Source organism: Streptomyces krungchingensis, assembly GCF_054729265.1.
Genome location: NZ_JBPUKY010000001.1, coordinates 1592419 through 1613922, shown reverse-complemented (window position 1 = coordinate 1613922; position 21504 = coordinate 1592419). Strand labels below are relative to the sequence as shown.

23 protein-coding genes and 2 pseudogenes are annotated in these 21504 nt (G+C 67.0%); 15 read left to right on the top strand and 10 right to left on the bottom strand.

Going from position 1 to position 21504, the window contains the following annotated elements; all coding sequences use genetic code 11:
- The 3 genes and pseudogenes from ACSYGO_RS07390 to ACSYGO_RS07380 form a co-directional block, all read left to right on the top strand.
- The gene (locus ACSYGO_RS07390) at positions 1–204 is read left to right on the top strand and encodes an SDR family NAD(P)-dependent oxidoreductase (RefSeq protein WP_460386225.1); all 204 of its coding nucleotides are present in this window, start codon (positions 1–3) and stop codon (positions 202–204) included.
- A gap of 236 nt (positions 205–440) precedes the next feature.
- Positions 441–1249, top strand: a protein-coding gene (locus tag ACSYGO_RS07385) for an IS5 family transposase (RefSeq protein ID WP_460389681.1) whose coding sequence is annotated in 2 segments (ribosomal slippage) — positions 441–788 and positions 791–1249 — 807 coding nt in all. Because the reading frame shifts where the segments join, the coding sequence is not laid out codon by codon here.
- A 24-nt stretch (positions 1250–1273) separates the two neighbouring features.
- A pseudogene (locus ACSYGO_RS07380) lies at positions 1274–1420 on the top strand (SDR family NAD(P)-dependent oxidoreductase); the annotation flags it as partial.
- A gap of 175 nt (positions 1421–1595) precedes the next feature.
- Here ACSYGO_RS07380 and ACSYGO_RS07375 read toward each other — a convergent pair.
- From ACSYGO_RS07375 to ACSYGO_RS07360, 4 genes are all read right to left on the bottom strand, one after another.
- Entirely contained in the window at positions 1596–1871 is a 276-nt protein-coding gene (locus tag ACSYGO_RS07375; RefSeq protein WP_460386224.1) for a hypothetical protein, read from the bottom strand.
- A 144-nt stretch (positions 1872–2015) separates the two neighbouring features.
- Entirely contained in the window at positions 2016–2468 is a 453-nt protein-coding gene (locus ACSYGO_RS07370; RefSeq protein ID WP_460389680.1) for a MarR family winged helix-turn-helix transcriptional regulator, read from the bottom strand.
- A gap of 392 nt (positions 2469–2860) precedes the next feature.
- On the bottom strand, positions 2861–3319 hold the full coding sequence (locus ACSYGO_RS07365; protein WP_460386223.1) for a hypothetical protein: 459 nt from the start codon (positions 3317–3319) through the stop codon (positions 2861–2863).
- Positions 3320–3447: 128 nt separating this feature from the next.
- Positions 3448–3792 (bottom strand): hypothetical protein, encoded by a 345-nt coding sequence (locus ACSYGO_RS07360; RefSeq protein ID WP_460386221.1) that lies wholly within the window; start codon positions 3790–3792, stop codon positions 3448–3450.
- A 519-nt stretch (positions 3793–4311) separates the two neighbouring features.
- Between ACSYGO_RS07360 and ACSYGO_RS07355 the strand changes: the two genes are divergently transcribed.
- A complete protein-coding gene (locus ACSYGO_RS07355) occupies positions 4312–5673 on the top strand; it encodes an FAD-dependent oxidoreductase (protein WP_460386220.1) in 1362 nt (453 codons plus the stop codon).
- Positions 5674–5713: 40 nt separating this feature from the next.
- Here the strand turns inward: ACSYGO_RS07355 and ACSYGO_RS07350 are convergent, their stop codons facing one another.
- Both ACSYGO_RS07350 and ACSYGO_RS07345 read right to left on the bottom strand, forming a co-directional pair.
- Entirely contained in the window at positions 5714–6205 is a 492-nt protein-coding gene (locus ACSYGO_RS07350) for a LysR substrate-binding domain-containing protein (protein WP_460386219.1), read from the bottom strand.
- On the bottom strand, positions 6202–6339 hold the full coding sequence (locus tag ACSYGO_RS07345; RefSeq protein ID WP_460389679.1) for a hypothetical protein: 138 nt from the start codon (positions 6337–6339) through the stop codon (positions 6202–6204). The genes ACSYGO_RS07350 and ACSYGO_RS07345 overlap by 4 nt, the downstream gene beginning before the upstream one ends.
- Positions 6340–6390: 51 nt before the next feature.
- On the opposite strand from ACSYGO_RS07345, the gene ACSYGO_RS07340 reads away from it, so the two are divergent.
- The 5 genes from ACSYGO_RS07340 (at position 6391) to ACSYGO_RS07320 (ending at position 10382) form a co-directional block, all read left to right on the top strand.
- Complete coding sequence (locus ACSYGO_RS07340) at positions 6391–6798, top strand: GNAT family N-acetyltransferase (protein ID WP_460386218.1); 408 nt, start codon at positions 6391–6393, stop codon at positions 6796–6798.
- A 188-nt stretch (positions 6799–6986) separates the two neighbouring features.
- Positions 6987–7766 (top strand): IclR family transcriptional regulator, encoded by a 780-nt coding sequence (locus ACSYGO_RS07335; protein ID WP_460386217.1) that lies wholly within the window; start codon positions 6987–6989, stop codon positions 7764–7766.
- Between the two features lie 716 nt (positions 7767–8482).
- Positions 8483–8944 carry a hypothetical protein gene (locus ACSYGO_RS07330; protein ID WP_460386215.1) on the top strand — a complete coding sequence of 154 codons (462 nt, stop codon included), beginning with the start codon at positions 8483–8485 and terminating at the stop codon, positions 8942–8944.
- 198 nt (positions 8945–9142) lie between these two features.
- Positions 9143–9475 carry a non-heme iron oxygenase ferredoxin subunit gene (locus ACSYGO_RS07325; RefSeq protein ID WP_460386214.1) on the top strand — a complete coding sequence of 111 codons (333 nt, stop codon included), beginning with the start codon at positions 9143–9145 and terminating at the stop codon, positions 9473–9475.
- A gap of 400 nt (positions 9476–9875) precedes the next feature.
- Complete coding sequence (locus tag ACSYGO_RS07320; RefSeq protein WP_460386213.1) at positions 9876–10382, top strand: hypothetical protein; 507 nt, start codon at positions 9876–9878, stop codon at positions 10380–10382.
- Between the two features lie 103 nt (positions 10383–10485).
- On the opposite strand, the pseudogene ACSYGO_RS07315 reads toward ACSYGO_RS07320, so the two are convergent.
- The 3 genes and pseudogenes from ACSYGO_RS07315 to ACSYGO_RS07305 all read right to left on the bottom strand — a co-directional run bounded on the left by ACSYGO_RS07315 (position 10486) and on the right by ACSYGO_RS07305 (position 14163).
- A pseudogene (locus tag ACSYGO_RS07315) lies at positions 10486–11054 on the bottom strand (transposase).
- 1372 nt (positions 11055–12426) lie between these two features.
- The gene (locus tag ACSYGO_RS07310) at positions 12427–13077 is read right to left on the bottom strand and encodes an FMN-dependent NADH-azoreductase (protein WP_460386212.1); all 651 of its coding nucleotides are present in this window, start codon (positions 13075–13077) and stop codon (positions 12427–12429) included.
- A 138-nt stretch (positions 13078–13215) separates the two neighbouring features.
- Positions 13216–14163, bottom strand: coding sequence for an LLM class flavin-dependent oxidoreductase (locus ACSYGO_RS07305; RefSeq protein ID WP_460386211.1), 948 nt, complete (start codon positions 14161–14163; stop codon positions 13216–13218).
- A gap of 134 nt (positions 14164–14297) precedes the next feature.
- Between ACSYGO_RS07305 and ACSYGO_RS07300 the strand changes: the two genes are divergently transcribed.
- Positions 14298–15065 carry an IclR family transcriptional regulator gene (locus ACSYGO_RS07300; RefSeq protein ID WP_460386210.1) on the top strand — a complete coding sequence of 256 codons (768 nt, stop codon included), beginning with the start codon at positions 14298–14300 and terminating at the stop codon, positions 15063–15065.
- A 685-nt stretch (positions 15066–15750) separates the two neighbouring features.
- Positions 15751–16440, top strand: a complete 690-nt coding sequence (locus ACSYGO_RS07295; protein ID WP_460386209.1) for a class II aldolase/adducin family protein — start codon at positions 15751–15753, stop codon at positions 16438–16440.
- 217 nt (positions 16441–16657) lie between these two features.
- On the opposite strand, the gene ACSYGO_RS07290 is transcribed toward ACSYGO_RS07295, so the two are convergent.
- Positions 16658–17434 (bottom strand): IclR family transcriptional regulator, encoded by a 777-nt coding sequence (locus ACSYGO_RS07290; RefSeq protein WP_460386208.1) that lies wholly within the window; start codon positions 17432–17434, stop codon positions 16658–16660.
- 77 nt (positions 17435–17511) lie between these two features.
- Here ACSYGO_RS07290 and ACSYGO_RS07285 point away from each other — a divergent pair, with 77 nt between their 5' ends.
- Genes ACSYGO_RS07285 through ACSYGO_RS07270 form a run of 4 tightly spaced genes read left to right on the top strand, consistent with a single transcriptional unit; the run spans position 17512 to position 21423 of the window.
- On the top strand, positions 17512–18663 hold the full coding sequence (locus ACSYGO_RS07285) for a cupin domain-containing protein (protein WP_460386207.1): 1152 nt from the start codon (positions 17512–17514) through the stop codon (positions 18661–18663).
- A complete protein-coding gene (locus tag ACSYGO_RS07280) occupies positions 18660–19499 on the top strand; it encodes a fumarylacetoacetate hydrolase family protein (RefSeq protein ID WP_460386206.1) in 840 nt (279 codons plus the stop codon). Before ACSYGO_RS07285 ends, ACSYGO_RS07280 begins: the two co-directional genes overlap by 4 nt.
- Positions 19496–20140: a maleylpyruvate isomerase N-terminal domain-containing protein gene (locus tag ACSYGO_RS07275; RefSeq protein WP_460386205.1), complete on the top strand. Its 645-nt coding sequence runs from the start codon at positions 19496–19498 to the stop codon at positions 20138–20140. The genes ACSYGO_RS07280 and ACSYGO_RS07275 overlap by 4 nt, the downstream gene beginning before the upstream one ends.
- Positions 20141–20157: 17 nt before the next feature.
- Entirely contained in the window at positions 20158–21423 is a 1266-nt protein-coding gene (locus ACSYGO_RS07270) for an FAD-dependent oxidoreductase (RefSeq protein ID WP_460386204.1), read from the top strand.
- Positions 21424–21504 lie beyond the last annotated feature (81 nt).

Genomic DNA, 21504 nt, shown 5'->3' with positions numbered 1-21504 from the left:
ATGAGGAACCCCGTGCTGGAACGTCGCAACATCCTGATCACCGGCGCCAGCACGGGGCTGGGCGCGGGCATGGCCGGGCAGCTTGCCTCCCGTGGTCGCAACCTCGCCCTGTGCGCACGCCGCACCGATCGCTTCACGAACTGCGCGACAAACTGCTGCGAGCCCATCCCGGCATCAAGGTCGCCGTGGCTGGGCTCGACGTGAACGACCACGCCGAGGTCTTCACCGTCTTCCGTCGCCTCGCGGCGGAGCTGGGCGATCTGGACCGGGTCATCGTCAACGCAGGGACCAGCCAGGGCCACCGCATCGGGACCGGCGAGTTCGCCGCCAACCTGGAGATCGCCCGCACCGACTTCGTTGCCGCGCTAGCGCAATGCGAGGCCGCCATGGAGATCTTCTTAGACGGCGTTTCCTTTGGCGGCGGGAGTCGTTGTGTTGGTATGACGAGTCTTGCTGAGCATCTGGTCTCGGATGAGTTGTGGGAGTTGTTTCGGCGGGTGGTGCCGGACACGGTGGTGGTGCGTCCGCAGGGCGGGGGCCGTCGGCGGGCCGGGGACCGCGAGTGTCTGACCGCGATCGTGTTCGTGGCCACGTCAGGGTGTTCCTGGCGGCAGTTGCCACCGGTGTTCGGGCCGGCCTGGCCCACCGTCTACCGGCGTTTCGCACGGTGGAGTCAGCAGCGTGTCTGGGCCCGTCTACATCGCGTCATCCTCGACGAACTCGGTGCTCAGGGGGCCTTGGACTGGTCGCGGTTCGCTGTTGACTCCGTCAGTGTCCGTGCCCTCAAAGGGGGAAGTTGACCGGACCGAATCCGACCGATCGCGGCAAGCTGGGATCGAAAATCCGCCTTGTCGTCGATCGCGTCGGCCTGCCCGTCTCCGTCGGCATCTCGGCCGCCAACACTCACGACAGCCTGGCCCTGCAGCCACTGGAGTTGGGGATCCCGCCGGTCCGCAGCCCCGCGGACTGGCGGCGCCGGCGGCCGGAAGAGCTCCACGGCGACAAGGGCTACGACTATCCATACCTGCGTCGATGGCTCCGCGAACAGAGCATCACTCCTCGCATCGCGCGCCGCGGCGTCGAGAACTCACAGCGACTTGGCCGACACCCCTGGGTGGTCGAGCGGACCATGCCCTGGCTCGGCGGATGCCGTCACCTGCACCGTCGCTACGAACGCAAGCCCGAGCACTTACTGGCCTTCCCTGCCATCGCCACCAGCCTCATCAATCACCGCCGATTCACCAAGTGAAACGACGTCTCAAGGCGCGGCGCCGGGCACCTGGTAGTGATCTCCTCCATCGCGGGCCCGCGGGGGATGCCCGCCCACCAGACCTACTCAGCCGCCAAGGCCGGCGTCGCCACCCTCGCCGAGGCGATCCGCGCCGACACCCTGGTCCAAACGCTTGGAGCGAGCGGATAACTAGTCGACCGACGCCGACACGCCGGTGGGCTGTCCCTGAGGCGCCGTGCCCTCAGGCGTGCCGCGAGGGTTACCACTGTCAGCGGCCACGACAACCCGAGTTCAGGCTCGGCGACCAGCGGCTGTGCCAGGACCGACCAGTGAACCGACTGAGCTGTTTTCGAGACGACCAGCCTCACTGGTCGGGTGCGTCGGCCTGCTCCCGTGCCCCGGAGGAACTGCGCAGATACACCAGGAGTCCCATGAACCCACCCATGAAACCGCTAAAGAGTCCCGTTATGGCGTGATTGAAGGCGTTGGCCGTTGTGCTGTACGGCAGGCTGCCGACCGCGTAGTTGACGAGGAAGCTCATCACCCCTCCGATCAGTCCGCTGACCAGGCCGTACATCAGGGCGGGGCGCGAGGCGGACTGTGGTCTGGCCGTGGATGCGGGCGTCTTTTCCGTGGTCATGGTCGGGATACTCCTTCGGGTAGGGGTGTGATGAGGTCGGTCGGTATGTGAGCCGGACGACGCCCACACGCTGGTTGGCGAAATCGCGTGTCCGGAATGGTTTCGGAGGGTCAGTGGCACCGGAACGCCGCGTTCCGCGGGCTGTCATGAGGGAAGGCACCCAGCGGCGATTGCCTTGACCAGCGGGGCGAGGGCAGGATTCTGTGCGGCCGCGCCGAGCGCCTCGCGCAGGACGGCGTCGCTGGTCGGACGAGCCTCATCGAGGAGCTTGTGGCCCGCGTCCGTGATGTCGGTGCAGATGCCGCGGCGGTCAGCGGGGTGAAGGAAGCGCTGGAGCAGGCCTTGGTCCTCCAAACGGGTGACCAGCCGGCTTGCGGCGCTGGCGCTGAGGACGACCGCGTCGGCCACCTGCTTGATCTGCATGTGACCGCCGACGCGCTGTCGACTGAGCATGTAGAGCAGGCAGAACTCGCGCATGCTCAGACCGTGCCGGGCCTGTAGAACACGCTCGATCTGGGCCTCGATTCTGCCGTGTAGCAGGGCCAGGGTGCACCATTCGTGGGCCAGAGCGGTGAGCGCGGAATCCTTTGTGGTCATCGTCGACTTCTCCTCCATCGCGCTGCGCTCCGCACAGCCTGGTCGTATGCGGCATCACCGGCGAGCACGGTCATGCCGCGGGCCCCACTCATCGCCTGAGATGCCTGCCCGCGGGCCAGGGTGTGCCAGCGCCCCTCGGTACGGTCCCCTGGGCCTTTGTCCCTGCGGGTCGGGTGACCCGGGGCCGGGATTGCAGGGTGCGACGAATTGCTGGGAACGGCTCCACGGAGCGGCCCTTGCCGTTGAGCAGTCGGTGGTTCCGGCTGGAGCCTGGGACAGTTCCCGGCTGCCACCGGTAAGCCTGCCCCTCAGCCGCATTGCCGGCGGAGCGACGGTCGGGCTACTCGGCACCCCGACGACGGGGCGGGCACGCTCGCCAGTGAGATCAGACGTCACGGGGCGCCTTGTTGGGCAACGCCGGGCAGGTCCACGACGATACTGCCGGGGCCAGCCAGCTCGGATGCCGCAGCCTTGCTCTCCGCCAGGTAGACGGTGACGACGTTGCCCAGGTCTAGGGACAACTGCGCCACAAGTCCATCCAGTTGGTCCTGCCAGTCGTGCGGCGCATGGGTGGGCGATACCACGATCAGCTCCAAGAGGTCAGCGGGATTGACCGCCGTTCCGTCGGCAACGCTCCCAGACAGGGCGAGGTAGACGGGGAGGACTTCCAGGGCGACGACGCGCCTACGGACCTCCTCCAGGACACGCCACCGGAGGTCGGCGACGCCGGTCAGTGCTTTCCAGACGATGTGACCGGGGACGAGCTCGATGTCTTCACCGCGCCGACGCGGCATCAGGATGCCGAGCAGCCCGAGCCGGAAGAGGACGGCCTCCAGCTGGGTGGCTGCCACCGAGCTGTCCCGGGCAAGCTGACTGACCGTCAGCGGTGTACCGCACCCGCCCACGTGGTGTGCGGTGAGGGCAGTGATGATGCGCCCGGAAGCACCGGGAAACAGGGAAGAAAGAGGCTGACGGAAATTCACAAGGACCCCGCCCCCGATCCGAAAGGCGCCGACATACCTTTTGCGCGCGTGTATGACCGCCCAGTGCCACGGTGCAGCTCGTGCTCGTGCGCACCTCCGGTCTGCGCAGTCTCCTCCGCGGGACGGCGCCGCGCCACTGCCGAGAGATGCGGCCCGGCGTCGCGGCCGACGGAGAAGAGAAAGGACGGCCTGGGCTTGATCTGTCCCTCCTCGCTGCTGATAAATGTGCAGTCGTCGAGGGCGATACCACCGCGCAGCAGGTCTTCCCTGCGCTCGGTCTCCAGCAGCACAAGCGGGACCCGGTCCACCAAATCAGAGCACAGGGCGGCATGGCTTTTCATATCATTCCTCCTCAGCTCTCTGGTTCTATGCGGTTGCTCCATCCCGCACCGTCGAACTGGTCGAGACTGACACTTTTCTGGGGCATTTAGGGTTCTCGCCGGCTTCATGGAGGGGCATCGACCGTGAAGCCGGCGAGAGTCAGGGGGCGCGACCCCAGAACACCTGTCCGGGCGCCGTCGGACGGCCAAGTCAGAATATGAATGGCGTCGTATATGCAGGCCGAAGGAAATAGTTTGATCACGTTCGGCCGAAACTCTCAAATATTTATGTAATCGCCAAACCCGCCCGCAGGAAGGCGTTGAGGATTCTCCCTGGCAGCAAGTCTGAGCACGAGCACAACAGTAACGCTTTCGAGAGCGGAAGCAATGCGTCGCAAGTACCAGGAGACTGGGAAAAAAGTCGTAGGACCATAGGGCAATTCCGGGGTTCCTGGGTTGGCGGTTACAGTCGCCCTGCTCCAGGACAGGCATTTCGATGGCCTGTGCTGCCCGTCATTGTTACCGGAAGGAAAGTGTCCCATGTCACGCCCAATCCGTATAGCCGTCGTCGGAGCCGGTCCTGCCGGAATCTACGCGGCGGACGCGCTGCTGAAATCCGAAGCCGCACAGGACCCGGGTGTGTCGATCGACCTATTCGAGCGCATGCCGGCGCCGTTCGGCCTGATCCGCTACGGCGTGGCCCCGGACCACCCGCGCATCAAGGCCATCATGCAGGCGCTGCACCAGGTCCTTGACAAGCCGCAACTGCGGTTGTTCGGAAACGTCAACTACCCCACCGACATCGACCTGGACGACCTACGGTCCTTCTACGACGCGGTGATCTTCTCCACCGGCGCCACCAACGACCGGGCGCTGACCATTCCCGGGATCGATCTTGAGGGCTCTCACGGCGCGGCGGACTTCGTGTCCTGGTACGACGGGCACCCTGATGTGCCGCGCACCTGGCCGCTTGAGGCAGAGAAGGTCGCTGTCCTGGGCGTGGGCAACGTCGCCCTGGACGTGGCCCGCATGCTCGCCAAGACGGCGGATGAGCTGCACCCGACCGAGATACCCGCGAATGTCTACGAGGGGCTGAAGGCCAACCAGGCCCTGGAAGTTCACGTTTTCGGGCGCCGCGGCCCGGCGCAGGCCAAGTTCAGCCCGATGGAGCTGCGAGAGCTGGACCACTCGCCGAACATCGAGGTCATCGTCAACCCCGAGGACATCGACTATGACGAGGGTTCGATCGAGACCCGGCGCGGCAGCAAGCAGGCCGACATGGTCGCCTCCACACTCGAGAACTGGGCCATCCGTGATGTAGGGGACCGGCCGCACAAGCTATTCCTGCACTTCTTCGAATCCCCGGTGGAGGTCCTCGGTGACGACGGCCGCGTGGTCGGACTGCGGACCGAGCGAACGGAACTCGACGGTACCGGCAACGTCTGCGGTACCGGCCACTTCACGGACTGGCAGGTGCAGAGCGTCTATCGGGCGGTCGGCTACTACTCGGACGAGCTGCCGAAGCTCCCGTTCGATGTGGTCTCGGGCACGATCCCCCACGCGGCCGGACGCGTCCTCGACGGTGGTGAGCCCCTGACATCGGTCTACGTCACGGGGTGGATCAAGCGCGGCCCGGTAGGGCTGATCGGCCACACCAAGGGCGATGCCAACGAGACGGTCGCCTCCCTGCTCCACGACCACGCCGCGGACCGGCTGCCGGCTCCGTCCGCGCCGGAACCCGAGGCTGTCGTGGCCTTCCTCGAAGGACGCGGCATCCGTTACACGACTCGCGACGGCTGGTACCAGCTGGACACTCATGAGCGGGCCTTGGGTGCCGAGCAGGGACGCGAGCGGGTCAAGGTCGTTGAGCGGGACGCCATGCTGGATGCCTCCAACGTCTGAACCGGGTCGGCAGTCGTCACGGAAGTGCGGTTGCAACCCGCTACCTGACCGCTCTGAACATCGCAGTTGGCCACAAAACAGCGCCGCTTCCGGCGGATGCCAATATCGGTGTTCGGTGCGTCAGCAGGCTCCTGTGCCGACAACCGTGACGGCGCCGGTACTGCGATTCGCGTGGCAGCGGGCCGATAGACGCGCTGTTGTTGTTGGCACTCAGGCAGCCGGGGCTATGGAGGGCCTGCGCAGGCACCCGGCAGGTCAAAGCGCTGTCACTGGGCGGACGTCGGCAGGAATTATGGTGGCACCGGACGCCGTGGTGGAACGCGTACACGAGGGGACTGTCGTCTCCTCGGCGGGTGGCCATGAGGATTCGACTCACGTGCGCAGGCCCGCCGAGTTCGAGCCTCCGGGCGCTGTGGGGAGCGACGGTCACGCCGAGGCCAGCGGCGACGAGCATGATGCTGGTGTGCCAGTGCGAGCACTCCAGCGCGACTGGGACGTCGATACCGGCGTCCCGCAACGGCTGGGTGTTCACGTCGAACGGTGAGGTCCCGCTGACCGTGGGAACAGGATCAGCGGGTCGGCGGCCAGCGCCGTCGCCACCACATGATCACCGCGTGCGGCGGGGTGCGAGGCCGGGACGATGGCGACGAGCCGTTCCGTCGTCAGCGGGGACAGAGTGATGCCGTCCCGCTCCTCGGCGTCCCGGACGATCCCCGCGTGCTGAACGAGGAGTGGATCTCGCGCTTGTTCATCCTGGAAGAAGAGGACCGTGTCGTCCTCGCGGATCCGTTAGGCCGCATCGTCGGCCCGGGCGGCGTTGTTCTCCTCGCACGCGCCCCGGGCACCGGCGCCGTTGTCGGGTGCGTGGCGCTCCTGGCGTACCCGGAAGCGGTGTTCGAGCTGGCGAAGATGGCGGTAACCCCCGGCGCGCAGGGGCGCGGCATCGGCCGCCGACTCATTGCCGCAGCGATCGACCGCGCTCGCGCACTCGGCGGGGCCCGGCTCTTTCTCGGCACGTACAGCAGGCTCAGCCCCGCCATCCCCTCTCCAAGAAGGCCGGATTCGCCAGGATCCCCCGCGACCGTCTCCCCGTGGCCGACTACTACGCACGCGCGGACGTCCTGATGGAACTGATCTGACAGCCAGGCTGGCATGGGTAACAGCTGGCGCGCCAGCAGTGCCGATCAAACCTCGATCGCGCGACTTTCTGATCATCGATCTTCGACGGCGAAGAACAACCTTTGATGGCTCAGGGCATCCGTGTTGTGCGGTGTGTCGTTGTGAGGGTCACCCGTGCGGCAGAATGTTCTGTCATGGAGAACATTGCCGAGGATCGCCCGGCGCCGCAGTATCCGATCGAGGCGGTCGACAAGGCATTGAGTCTGTTGCTGCTGTTTCGCGACCGGAGCGAGCTGCGGCTGAGCGACGTGCCGACGGCGCTGGACATCGGCAAGTCCAGGGCGCACCGGCTGCTGGCGATGTTGGTCTATCACGGGTTCGTGGTGCAGGATCCGGCGAGCCGGACCTACCGGACGGGGCCTGCCCTGGTGGAGATCGGGCTGGCGACGGTGGCGCGGATGGACGTGCGTGTGGTGGCCCGGCCGGTCCTGGAGGAACTGGCCGCCGCGACCGGCGAGACGGCACACCTCGGTGTTCTCGAGGACGGGCAGGTGCGTTTCGTCGACGGCATCGAGAGCGAGTTGGCCCTGCGGGTAGCGGGGCGGGTCGGTCGGGCGCTTCCGGCGTACGCGACCAGCCTCGGGAAGGCGATGCTCGCGGAACTGTCCGTCGAGGCGGTGCAGGGCCTCTATCGCGGTGAGGCGCTGGCACCGGTCACGATGCACACGATCCGCCGGCGCTCGGACCTGCTTGCCGAGCTGGAGCGGGTACGCCAGCGCGGGTATGCCGTCAACCACGGCGAGAGCGAGGAAGGGGTCGGCTCCCTGGCCGTCGCCATCCCCGCGCACGGGGCCTGGCCGCTCGTCGCGATCAGCGTGGCCGCCCCCGCGGCACGCATGGACGAAGCGAAGTGTGCACGCACCGCCGACCTGTTGCGCGAGGCGGCGAAACGACTCACCACCCTCCTCGTCTGAGTCTCGCAGAACGCCTCTACATCGGCTGCCACAATGAGACGGATCGATGCTTTAGCCATGTCCGGGCGGCGAGTTGTGCGTTGTCCGGGGGGATCACCGGCTTCCTCCAAGGTGGGATGCCGTGCCTGTCCGTGATCAAGTGGTGTTTGGCGTGGGGTCGACTCAGGTCGCGCGACGAGCGTGCCGAGGAAGTTGGAGCCGCCGTCGATCAGGCTGAGCCACGACAATGTGAGCCAGGACGAGCTTCGCCATCGGCGACCAGGACAGCGAGCCAAAGCCCCTGGTGGTGTTGTTCAGGCCGATGCCAACGGTGATCATCAGTGCGAGCGGCCCCGGCTGGCTCTGCGGCTTCACTGCTCGGTGGAGGGCGAACCAGCCGTTGTCGTGTACGCCCGGACAGCCCGACCGGCAGTCCTCACCGCCAACGGTTCCGTCGTTCCGGCTTCGCGTCGCGTCAATCGGATCCCAAGCATGGCTGAAACGTCCTGTATGAGAAGACCAGCATGCCGATGGCCGCGGTGCTCGGTGCGCGACAGCCCGGCGCACTCGTTTGAGCGCCTCTCCGGAGGACCCGGGTGCCGTCTCATAGGGGGTTCAGGGAAGCCCAGGCCCCCCGTCGCAGGCTGCGCAGAACTTAAGTCCTACGACTTTCTTCCCACATCCTTTGGGCCTATTAGAGGAAGCGCTCTGACCCAGAAAGAACTATCGTCGCTCCCATGATCGGCGCGACACCAATAGAACCCCCGCATGTGACCGTCATTGATTTCCTGTACGGTTATGCATTGAAGGATTCGTCGACTGTGGCACAGGTGAACGAATACTGCGATGAGAATATGGTCGCGGAAATGTGTGGCGCATTGCGCGGATTCATGGGATCCAGCTTGGCGGTTGCCGAGACTATGGGCCGTGACGTCAGCTTCGACATCTGCTTGGAATTGGCCGAGGACATTGCCACCGCAGCCCCATTGCACTACGAGTTTGCCGCGAGTGAGGCCTTGAGGGCTTGGGCGCGTGGGGAAGAATCCGATGCCAGCCTTTTGACGGATGCGCGCGCGGCGCTGCACACTCTATCTATATGCTTGGCCGCGGTGGGGATGACACTGTGGGGTGAAGATAAGTTCATTGCACTTCTCGCCGAACTTCAGCATATTGCGAAAAAGCCGGCCGCTGGATTCTAGACTCTCGCCGACTTCCCCCAGAGGGAAGCGGCGAGACCCCCTGCTGCGCCTTGTACTTGCGAGGACCTGGGGGAGCGGGTGCAGGGAAATTGCCTGAGGACGCCACTGATTTGACCGGTCTCAAGGCGCGACTGCGTTACTCGGTGCTGCCGTGCAGCATAGATCACGTGCACTAAATTGACGCGCTATAGGAGAGGAATGTCGGACACCGACTACAGGTATATCTGCTCGATCGACGGCCTGGAGGCCGGTGTAGCCCAACGCTTCGAAGTGGATGGCACTCCGATCTCGCTCGTTCACACCGACGGGCAGGTTTTCGCAATTCATGACGTTTGTTCGCACAGAGACATTTCCCTCTCCGAAGGGGAGGTGGACGGCTGCACTATTGAGTGCTGGTTGCATGCTTCCCGGTTTGATCTGCGCACAGGTAATCCTCTCAATCGTCCCGCGCGAACCCCGATTCCGGTGTATCCGGTCCTTATCAAGGAGGGAGACATATATGTGAGTGTCTCCTCGGCGAACGCAGCGTGATGCAGGGACTGACCTCGCGCGGGGCTGTCGGCAGGCGTGAAGGGGTAACCCGAGGCAGATCCCCGACCGCGACGTGATGATAGCTTCACTCGCTAAAGTACGGCGGCGAACTGCTCCGGTAACTGCCGCTGCCAGGCTCTGTTGCGGCCCACGCACGGTACGGCAGAGCCTTGCACGAAGGGCGGGCCCGCCAAATCAGAGACGAAAGCGACGTGCTGGGCCGGCATGGGAACGGTGCCTCGGGCATGCGGGGGCATCTGCCCGCTCTGAGGAGTCCCGCCGCGAGACCGGTCTGTCATTTCTCCCGTCAGCCTGTTTGGAGCTGAGGAACATCGTCACGCCCGGTCACCTGGGCGAACTGACGCAGCATCTGCTATGAGCTCACAACACGATCTTGGTGGTGTCGTCGACGCATGGTGTTCGTCGGGGTGACCCGCTCGGGCGAGCTGCCCAAGCTGCTGCGCTGCACGAGTTCTATGCGCGCGCGGGTGGCCGGCCCGACCTGGTTGCCAACCAGGACCCGCTGCTGCCGCCTCACCAGGTGTTCGTGCATGACGAGTGTGGCGGTGTCCTCGCCTTCCGCAGCGAGAACCAGGGCTGTGCCTTCTGGGGTGTGCGCCTTACCGACCTTGACCTGGACGATCCTCCGGTGCTCGTTCAGGCGCGGGACGGCTGGGTGCCGTTTGTGGACCGGGTGTCCTTGGCCTGTGTCGAACTCGTCTTGAGCGAGGCGCTGTTCGGCGGTGAGGGGCGGCTGTACAACGCGTGCGAGCTGCCCGCGGACCTGCTGGGTGCGGTACCCGAACACTTTCAGCGGGTCAAACTGCCGGACTACACAATGTGGACAGGCCGGAGGAGTTCCCGTGCGTTCGTTCTCTGCCCCGGGCAAGCTACTGCGCCAAGATAGCCTGGGCGTCCACAGCTGGCTTCACGTCCGGGGTCGGACCTGCGCCGATCTGGATGCGGTCTGCGCCGCCGTTCCTGGGCGGTGGTCCCTGGGATACACCGAGTCACTCAGCTCCGAACCGCTGTCCTTCTGATCTGCTGCGGACCTTCTTGAGGCGTCTCCAGCAGATAAGGCCGCAGGCGAGGGAGACGAGGGCTTCGTGCAGGTCGAGGCGTCTTTCCCAGCGGCCGGTCAGGCGCTCGAATCGGTGTAGGAGCGCGAAGGTCTGCTGAACGACGTAGCGGAGCTTGAGGTGGTGTTCACTGCCCGCTTTCCTGCGGTTGACCGGTGACTGGCCGGTGGCCTCGCCCCCTTTTTCGCGCGGATGTGGGAGGCATCCACGCGAGCCCGGGTCCAGTCCAGCGCGTCGGCCGCGTGCAGTTCGGCGAGCAGGAGGCAGTGCAGTTTCTCGAAGACACCAGCCTCGTGCCACCGACCCAGCCGGCGCCAGCAGGTCTGTCCGGACCCGAACCCGAGCTCCAGCGGAAGCAGTTGCCAGCTGATGTCGTTGTAGAGCACGCACAGGATGCCCTGCAGGCACAACCGGTCATCGATCGGCCTGAGACCGGGAGCCTTCCGCGGCCAGGGTGGAAGCAACGACTCGATCAGCGCCCGCAGTTCATCCCCGGCGATCCACGGCCGGTTCCCCACACAGCACGAACGGCGCAATCGTCGTACTGGTCTCGCCTATCAGCACATCTCCACAATCGTGTTCCGAGCTCTATGGGAGGACTGGCCACGTCGTCCTTGCCGAGAGAGGCCCGGGCAGCAGCGGCTACTCTCTCGCGACCGTGAAGAGGGTTCGGCGACATCGGCATCAAGCAAGTCTTGGGACTGCACATCAGCGGGCCTGGTGAGTCGATGCCCCCTTGCGGTCACCCGGCCCGGCGATAGGCCGGGAGGAGCAGCGCCGACACTGCTCCTCCCGGGGTCTTGGTGGGGTCAGTCGTGAGTGGGGCGTCAGGATCGCTCGGCCACCACACGGGCGGCTTTCCAGGGTGAGGCCGTGGTTTTTTCATGATCGGCTCCTGCGCCGCAACTGATTGCCGAAGAGCCCCCGGCTCGACTGCCGCCCATGGCTCGGCCGTGGCCTGCTGTGCCAGAAGAAGACTTCCGACGCCGTAGTGGAGTTCCTCGTCGCCTGCAGGCGGGAACCAGCGGATCTACCCAGAAATCCCCCCGTGGGGGTCAGGATGGTCTTCGAGCTGCGGCATGGCGGCTGCAGTTTGACCAATTCCTCGGCGCTGGGGCAGGGGGCAAAACGAGGCCCGGTCGAAGGCGGAGGCGCTACCACTCGTGGGTACCTCCGCAGCGACGTAACCGATGCTCCAAGTTTCACCAGAAAGAACGAAGGTGTCAACAGGTAGAACGAAAGGAGGGGGCTTGAATCGCCGAAATGAGCCGCCAGGGTTCGAATCAGGGCACCCCACCCGGTGGTAGTGGGGTGCAAGAGTGAGTCTTGAACCTGCTGTGGCACCTGAGGCATGCGTGGCAGTCCGGAGGCTGGACAGCGCTCTCCTCGGGGTGGTGTCGACCGCCTTGCGCAGGATCAGCGCCCTGCTGCGGGGGTAGAATAAGATTCTGTCATTAAGAACTCTGGCTAGGTCTGGGCGGAATGGCAGTACCTCGACAGGGCGGCCAGCGAGGCGCTGCGCTCTGCTTCTGCTGTTCTGCGACCGGGGCGAGCTTTGACACATCAGGGCGCACGAGGATCTGGCATCGGCAGGCCCGGGGCGTGCTGCCTCCGGGCGACGCTCGTCCATAGCGGAGCCGTCGTCCAGGATCCCGCTCACCGGTCTGCCGTGCTGACCCGGGCCCCTCGTCCCGGCCAGGTGGCTGCCGTCGGTGGGCACAAGTTCGAGGCTCCATCAACCGGGGATGCGAGTAGTCGGCGGCTTCCGAGGGCATCGCATTGGTCGGAGTTGGGACGCAGGGCTCGCGTCTGACCGGCCCGCGCGAGCCCCTTCCTGCTTCCTCCTCCGCCCGCCATCAAGGCGATGAACCGCTACGCCACGAGCCGCTGCGTCAGCTGCTTCGCCTTGATGGCGGCCTCTTCGAGGGCGCGTTCACGGGAGGCTTCGAAGAGCGGCACCAGGTGGGTCATCTCCGGGTTGGCCGGGGCCAATGTGAGCTCAGGGACGATGAAGTCGAGCTCCACACCGACAAAGCCGCCGAGGATCGCCTGCAGGTAGTTCTGCACGTACTCGTATGGCTCGCGCGGAGTGCCCGGCGCGTAGGAGCCGCCGCGGCTGGCGACGACGGTGACCGGCATGCCCTTGACGGACTGGGAGTGGCCCGCAGTGCGGCCGAACAGGATCACGTTGTCCAGCCAGGCTTTGAGGGTCGACGGGATCGTCAGGTTGTACATGGGGGCTCCGATCAGGACGGCGTCCGCCTGCTCTAGCTCCTCGATGAGCTTGACGCGCTCGGCGAAGGCCGCGGTCTGCTCGGGGGTGTGCGTGGCCGGGTCGGCGAAGCCGGCGGTGTGGGCGTCGGCGGTGATGTGCGGTGCCGGGTCCGTGCTCAGGTCGCGGTAGATCACTATGCCTTCTGGGTGTTGTTCCTCCCAGGCGCGGCGGAAGGCGCCGGTGACGGTGCGGGAGGCGGAGGCCTCGGTGGGGAATACGGATGAGTCGATGTGCAGAAGCGTTGACAAGGGGGTTCTCCGGTGATCGCGGGGGAGGGGGCCGGTGCCGGGTGGCGCTCGGTCCGGTTGCTGACAATGCGTACAGCGTCCGGCTGGGCCCGTCCGATGGGACGGTGGCTGAGGGGTTCGGCGGTGGAGCGCCGACTGTCAGGCGGCACCCGTCGGTGTGGGGGGCAGGTGCGGCACGATGTGCTCGCCGATCAGGCGGGTGTCGTGCTCCAGGCGGTCGGTGAACAGAGCAACGTTCACGTGGTGGGCGCCGGCGGCCTCCCATGCGGCCAGCCGCTCCATCCACTGCTCGGGAGTACCCCAGATGCAGGTGTCGGCGACGGCTTCCAGGGGTGCGCCGAGGAAACCGCGCAGAACGGTGTCGAGAGTGCGACGCGATGTTGTGCCGTCCTGGTCGATCGCGCCGAAGAGATAGGTGGCGGGGACCAGCGGCGCGCCGTCCCGTCCGTGGGTGCGTGCAGCCTCCCTCACCTCGGCCCACTCCGCGCGGAAGCGCTCGGGTGAGCTGGACACGGCGAGCCAGCCGTCGCCGGCGCGTCCGGCCCGGCGGCGGGAGGCGCTGGTGGAACCGCCGATCCACAGCGGCACGGGGCGGGCGGGTTTCGGGGCGAGGCTGACTCCGGCGCAATGCCAGCCGTCGCCCTGGTAGACGACGTTGTCGCTAGTCCACAGTCCGCGCAGCAGGTCCAGGTACTCGTCGGTGAGCCGGCCGCGCCGGGTCATGTCCACTCCGGCGATCTCGAACTCGGCAGCCGACACCGTGCTGTTGCCGACTCCGATCCCGGTGATGAGCCGGCCTTCGGCGAGGTGGTCGACGGTTGCCAGAGCGTGTGCGACGTGGACCGGGTTGCGGCGTGGCAGTACGAGCACGGACGTCCCGATGAGGACACGGCAGGTCGTGGCGGCCAGCGCGCCGAGCACGGTCAAGGAGTCGAGCCAGGGCATACCGGCCACGGTCCGGTCGGTGACCCACAGCGAGTGGATCCCGCTGTCGTCGGCGTACGAGGCGGTGGCATGCAGTTCCTGCGGGCCGGGGCAAGGCGGCAAGACGAGGCCGAGCCGAAGGCCCGACGTGGGGTTGCTCATGAGCACCTCCAACAGTTACTGATGCTCGCCGAGTTTTTCTCCAACAGAACTTTCATGTCAATAACAGAACAGAAACGGACTTCTAACCGAGCCAGGCGCTGTCGGGCCGAGCGGCGTGTGCTTAGTGTTCTGCTATGGAGAACCTTGAAGAGGTGCGACAGACCCCGCAGTACCCCATCGGGGCAGTCGACAAGGCCCTGGGCCTGCTGTTGTTGTTCCGTGACCGCAGCCAGGTGCGGCTCACCGAGGCCTACGAGGAACTCGGCATCGGCAGGTCCCGGGCGCACCGGCTGCTGGCGATGCTTGTGTACCACCGCTTCGTGGTGCAGGACCCTGAGACCCGGGTCTACCGGCCCGGCCCGGCGCTGATGGAGATCGGGCTGTCCGCCGCGACGCGGATGGACATCCGCGCCCAGGCCCGCCCGGTCCTCGAGGAGCTCGCCTCCGTCACCGGCGAGACCGTCCATCTCGGCGCCATCGAGGGAGGTGAGGTGCGCTTCCTGGACTGCGTGGAGAGCGAGCTCGCGCTGCGCGTGGCCGGGCGTGTCGGGCGGGCACTGCCGGCCTACGCGACCAGTTTGGGCAAGGTGATGCTCGCTCAGCTGCCGACCGACGCCGTGCTGCGGCTGTATCCGGGCGAGTCGCTCGCCCCTGTCACCCGGCACACGATCCGGCGCCGTTCCGAGCTGCTTGCGGAACTGGACCGGGTTCGCGAACGGGGATACGCCCTCAATCGCGACGAGAGTGAAGAGGGCGTCAGCTCGATCGGCGTGGCGGTGAGCCGCGGTGGCCACCAGCCGCTGGCCGCCCTCAGCGTTGCCGCACCCGCCGCGCGGCTCGGCGAGCAGCAAGCCTTGCGGGCGGCCCAGCTGATGCAGGAAATGGCCTCCAGGATCCACTGATTCCGCACCGCGGATCACGGACCTGGGCGCGCTCCGGAGCGCGCGTCGGCGTCTGATCCGCTTCGGTCTTTTGAACGGTGCATCGTTCTGCAGCGAGGCGTCACGCGGGCGAACCGAAACCTGACGTCGGGGCGCGCACCTGAATCCCGCGACATTGGCGCCTGTTGACGTCCTTCCATCCTGCTGGCCGCTCGGCTCGGGGCGCATGACGGCACCGAGCGAGGCGCGGCGACAGCGAAGGAGCCTATGCCGCCCCCATGCCTCCTAGCAGCCGACAGCGTGAGCGTGCCGCTACATCTGTCCGGGTTCGGTGATGGTGCTACGTATCCGGTGCGCTCCGAGATGCACCTTGCGCGGGTGCTCGCTCGGTTGCTCCTGTCGCGGCTGAGAGCCCCTCCCGGGAGGTCGGCTCATCTGCGTCCGCCTCGCCCCCATGCCCGGTCCGGAAGGTGTTCTATCTGGCAGACCAAATTGCCTACAGAGGTGGCGGTTCCCCCGAGGGGTGGGCCTCCATGGAAGCGTCATTGGTGCCGCAAATCCCGACATTTTCGGGCATTCGGCAGAGTGAGACAACGAATTGAGCCTGGTTCATTTACAGAATTCCGGTCTTCAGGGCAGAATCTTGTGGAGATTGCATCTCACGTATCTACCGGCCCTGAGCCGGCAATGTCATCAAAGGAGACCCATGGCAGACGACCTGCGCGCTCTTGTCGCCACCGCTTCCCGCATCCTGGCCGCCGACGGCCAGGGCGACCTCGTCTGGGGCCACGCCTCCGCCCGGGATCCGCAGGACAGGGGCGTCTGGATCAAGGCCGCTGGATGGGGCCTGGAAGAGGTGACGCCGGAGCGGGTGCATCTGGTGGACGAGTCCGGCAATGTCCTGGAGGGCGACGGGCACCGCCACAGCGAGTACCCGATCCACACCGAGGTCATGGCTGCCCGTCCGGACGTTGGCGGCGTGGTCCACGTCCACTCGCCGCACGCTATCGCTCTCGCTGCCACGGGCCAGTCGCTCAGGCCCGTCAGCCATGCGGCGAACTTCTTCGTGCCGCCGCAGGTGCCCGCCTACACGGGGACGGCCGACCTCATTCTCACCCCGGCACTCGGCAAGGAGGTCGCGGCCACGCTTGTGGACGCCAAGGCGGTGTTCCTGGTCAATCACGGCATCGTGGCCGTCGGCCCGGACCTGGAGACCGCCACGGTGACCGCCGTCCTGCTGGAGCGGGCCTGCAAGCAGCAGCTGCTGACGCACGGCTTCGGCGGGTGGCCGGTGTGGTCCGACCCGGCCGAGTCGCACTCCAAGCGCGGGAACATTTACTCCGAGGGTGCGCTGCGTCAGGTGTGGGAGTACCTGGTCCGGGGGCTCGACGGCTGAGCAGGCCACTTGCTGTGGAGCCATGGCTGCATCGAGGCCAGCGACCCCGTTTTCTCGCGCCGGGGCTTCACCGGGTGCCTCCTCATGCCCCCGAACCTCGATGCGGCTCTGCACCACGCAGGCCACTCGCTTTGCAACCTCGGCATGCCGCAGGCGGCGGCACAGGCCCTGCCGGAAGCCGGTCGAGCTCAGTCGAAGGCCTCTTGACCTGTGTGCTCTACCGGCCTGCCGCAACCATCCCGGCAGAGATCCTGTCCGCCGCCAAGGCCAGAGCTGGCACGATCTCCTTCACCCGGTCCGTCGAGTACCGCACGCTCGGCATGGACACGGACACGGCCGCGATCGTGGCGCCGCTCGCATCGGTCACTCCGCGCCCGATGGCGACCAGGCCTCGCTCGGAACGTTCGAGGTTGATGGCGAGACCACTGCTGCGGACGGCTCTGAGCTCGGCACGCAACTCTGTCAGGTCCGGGCGCTCCTCGGAGGTGTCGGTCGGGGCGTGCGTGTAGAGCGCGGTCAGTTCGTCGTCGGCAAGCGCGGAGAGCATGACCAGGCCTCCGCTTACCTGGTGCGCGGGGAAGGCCATGCCCTCGCGGTTTCCGACTCTGAGGGCCTGGGAGCACTCCACCGAGGCGATGAACCGCACGGTCCGGCCGGTGCGAATGGTCACGTTGGCGGTCTCGTCGAGTGAGTCGACGAGGGCGCGCAGGGGGCCGAGAGCTGCGGCGCGGAGGGCCGAGACGTTTGACTGCGCCTTGTCGGCGATCTCCAAAACCGGTCCGACGCCGTAGCTGCGGTCTTCGTTCTGCACCGCGAAGTCGCGGTACACGAGGGTGGAGAGCAGGCGGTGGGCGCTGGAGCGGGCCACCCCGATCCGGCGGGCGGCCTCGGCGACCGTGATGGGGCCTTCGACCTGCAGGATCACCGCCAGTTGCAGCGCGTGGTCCACGCTTGCCACGCCGTACGTCGGCGGGTTCTTCATCGATTTGGTCACGACAACGCCCTTCACCAATTGTTCCGCAAAGCAGAATCCACTGTTCCAATTGAAGCCTTGCGGAGCAAGGTATCGGCATGACTGACCAAGACAATGTCGTCTCCCCTGTCTCACTCACCGCCGAGGACGGGCCGGATCAGCCCCCACTGACGCCCGAGCTGGAGGACCTGTACCGCGGTTTCGAGAAGGCGCTGCTGGTGCCGCTGTGGACCCGGATCGGGGACCTGATGCCCGCGCACCCGAGGTCCAAGGCGCAGCCGCACCGCTGGGAGTGGAAGACGCTGCTCGACCTGGCCAGCCGCTCCGGCGACCTGGTGGCGGTCGGCCGGGGCGGGGAGCGGCGGGCGATCGCGCTGGCCAATCCGAGCCTGGGCGGCCGGCCGTATGCGACGCCGACCCTGTGGGCCGCCATTCAGTATCTGATGCCCGGCGAGGACGCTCCCGAGCACCGGCACACGCAGAACGCCTTCCGGTTCGTCGTGGAGGGCGAGGGCGTGTGGACGGTCGTGGAGCGTGACCCGGTACCCATGCGCCGCGGTGACTTCCTGCCGCAGGCCGGGATGAACTGGCACGCCCACCACAACTCGGCGAGCACGCCGATGGCGTGGATCGACGGCCTGGACATCCCCTTCCAGTACGACGTCGAGGCGCAGTTCTTCGACTTCGGCCGGGACGAGCTGTCCAAGGAGGAGCACGCGTCGCCGGAGCGGTCGCGTTCGGAGCGGCTGTGGGGGCATGCGGGTCTGGTGCCGGTCTCGCAGCTCGGGCGCCGGGAGGGCACTCCGCTGCTGCGCTACCGCTGGGAGGACACCGACGCCGCGCTGAACGGCCAGCTCGAGCTGGAGAGCACCGGCCATCCCGGCACGGTCGGGCCGGGCCACGCGCTGGTGCGCTACACCAACCCCACCACCGCCGGTGACGTTCTGCCGACCATCCGCGCCCAGTTCCACCGGCTTGTCCGCGGCGCGGAGACCGCCCCGCGACGGGAGACGGGTTCGTCGGTCTACCAGGTCTTCGACGGTTCCGGCCGGGTGAGCGTGGGCGACATCTCCTGGTCGGTCCGGCGCGGCGACCTCTTCGTCGTCCCGTCCTGGCAACCTCTGTCGATCCGGTCCGAGGCCTCGCCGTCCGACTCCGACTCCGGCGCGCTGGACCTGTTCCAGTTCAGCGACGCCCCTGTGCTTACCAAGCTCAACCTGTTCCGCACCCACACTGAGGAGAACACGTGAAGCTCGCCACTCTCCGTCTCGGCGACGGCACCACCACCGCGGTGCGTGTCGACGGCGACACCCTCGTCGATCTCGGCCTGCCGGACGTGGGCGCCGTACTGGCATCGCCCGACGGTCTGGAGACCGCGGCGTGGACTGATGGGCTGCGGCATGCCACAGCCGACGCGGTGTTCTCGCCCCTGGTGCCCCGCCCCACCAAGGTGGTGTGTGTCGGCCTCAACTACCAGAAGCACATCAAGGAGATGGGCCGGGACCTGCCCGAATACCCCACGCTCTTCTGCAAGTTCGCGGACACGCTCGTCGGCGCCCTCGACGACGTGCAGCGTCCGGTGGAGACCGAGCAGTTCGACTGGGAGGCCGAACTCGCCGTGGTCGTCGGCCGCCAAGTACGGCGTGCCGACGAGGCCGAAGCCGAGGCCGCCATCGCGGGGTTCAGCGTCCTCAACGATGTCACCTGCCGCGACTGGCAGTTCCGCACCCGTGAGTGGTTGCAGGGCAAGAACTGGGACTCCACCACGCCGCTCGGCCCGTTCCTGGTTACCGCCGACGAGGTCGGCGGCCCGCGCCCGGCGCTCGACATCCGCTGCGAGGTCAACGGGCAGGTCATGCAGCAGGACAACACCGGTGACCTGCTCTTCGACCCGGTCGACCTGGTCCGCTATGTGTCCACGATGATCCGGCTCAACCCGGGCGACGTCATCGCCACCGGCACGCCTGGAGGTGTCGGTCACGCCCGCAAGCCGCAGGTGTTCCTGCAGGAGGGTGACACGATCGTCACCGAGATCGAGGCTGTGGGCCGCCTGAAGAACCGCGTCGTCTCCGAGGGGGCGCGATGAGAAGCCTGCACACCACGCTGGCCTGGGTGGCCGAGGGCACCGAGCTGTGCCGCAAGGCCATCGCCAGCCTCGAGGAGGAGACCTACAGTGCACCGTCGCTGCTGCCCGGTTGGACCCGCAAGCACATCGTGGCTCACCTGGCGGGCAACGCCCAGGCACTGCGGAACCTCGTACGCTGGGCGCGCACCGGTGAGCCCACCCCGATGTACAGCTCGCCGGAGCAGCGGCAGGCGGACATCGACTCGGGTGCACAGCTGCCCGACGACCGGTTGACCGCCTGGTTCGAGGACTCCGCGCAGGCGCTGGCCTGCGAAATGGCCGAGCTGGCCGAGAAGCAGTGGCAGGCATGGGTACTGACCGCCCAGGGGCGGACCGTGCCGGCGAGCGAGGTGCCGTGGATGCGCACCAGGGAGGTCATGGTCCATGCCATTGACCTCGACACCGGCATCCGATTCGCCAACCTGCCGGGGGAGTTCCTCGTCGAACTCCGTGGCGACATCGTTGGCAAGCGCGGCAGCGGCACCGTCCCCGCCGTCCGGGGCAGCGACGCGGACGTCACCGCCTACCTGGCGGGCCGCCCGTACACCGGGGTGACGACCGCGGACGGCTCCCCCGCACAACCCCTGACCGCGTGGCTGTGACTATGCAGGAGCGAGACATGAACAGCACCAACACCGCCCGCCCGGACGTCCTCGTGATCGGCGGTGGCATCGGCGGGCTCTCGGCCGCACTGGGCCTCACCCGGCAGGGCCTGCGGGTCCGCCTCTACGAGCAGGCCCCCGAGTTCGGCGAGGTCGGCGCGGGCCTGCAGCTAGCCCCGAACTGCACCCGGATCCTGCACGACTACGGGCTCCTGGAGGAAGCCGTCGAACTCGGCGTGCTGCCCGAGCACATGGTCATGAAGGACGCCTTGGACGCCAGCGAGCTGACCCGGGTGGACCTCAAGGACATGGAACGCCGATACGGCTTCCCGTACTTGGTGATGCACCGCAGTGACCTGCACGGCGTCCTGTTGCGCGGCTGCGAGCGGGCCGGCGTGGAACTCGTGACCGGCGCGGTCTGTGTGGCATACGAGAACACTGCGCGCGGCGCGCGAGTCACCTTTGACGGCGGCCTCAGCGACGAGGCCGAGGTTGTCCTCGCCGCGGACGGACTGCACTCCGTGGCCCGCAGGCTCGTCGTCGACGACGAACCCGTCAACTCGGCGTACGTCGCCTACCGCGGCGCGGTGCCCTTCGAGCAGGTGCGCGCCAACGACGTGCACGAGAAGGACGTCGTGCTGTATGTCGGGCCGCGCTGCCACTTCGTGCAGTACCCGCTGCGCGGCGGCCAGATGTTCAACCAGGTCGCGGTGTTCCGGTCGCCGAAGGCCCTGGCCGGGGAAGACGACTGGGGCACTCCGGAGGAACTCGACCGGGCATTCGAGGGAACCTGTGAACCGGTCCAGAAGGGCCTGCCGTTGATGTGGCGCGACCGCTGGTGGCGCATGTTCGACCGCGAGCCGATCATGAGGTGGGTCACCGGGCGGATCGCCCTCCTCGGCGACGCGGCCCACCCGCCGCTGCAGTACATGGCCCAGGGCGCCGTGATGGCCGTCGAGGACGGCTGGGTCCTGGCCCAGCACGTGGGCGCGCAGCGCGCGTTGAGGTCCGAGCAGGGTTCCGGGGTCGACTGGGCGACGGCTCTCGCCGCCTACGAGGCCGTCCGTCCTGAGCACTGCCGCCGCGTGGTCCTCACCGCCCGCTCCTGGGGCGAACTCTGGCACCACGCCGGGCTCGAGAGGGAGCAGCGCAACGCGGTGATGCGGGCGCGTGACACGTACGACTACTCCTTCATGGACTGGGTCTACGGTCCCACGGCGTTGACGCCCGACCAGGAGCCGGAGATGTATCCGGCGATGCCACTGGACTCCGTCGACGTCTGAACGACCCGACCCACATGATGTGCTCCGCGGGCAACAGGTCCCGCGGCGCACGCACCTTGCTGGACACTTCACCGGCTTCCT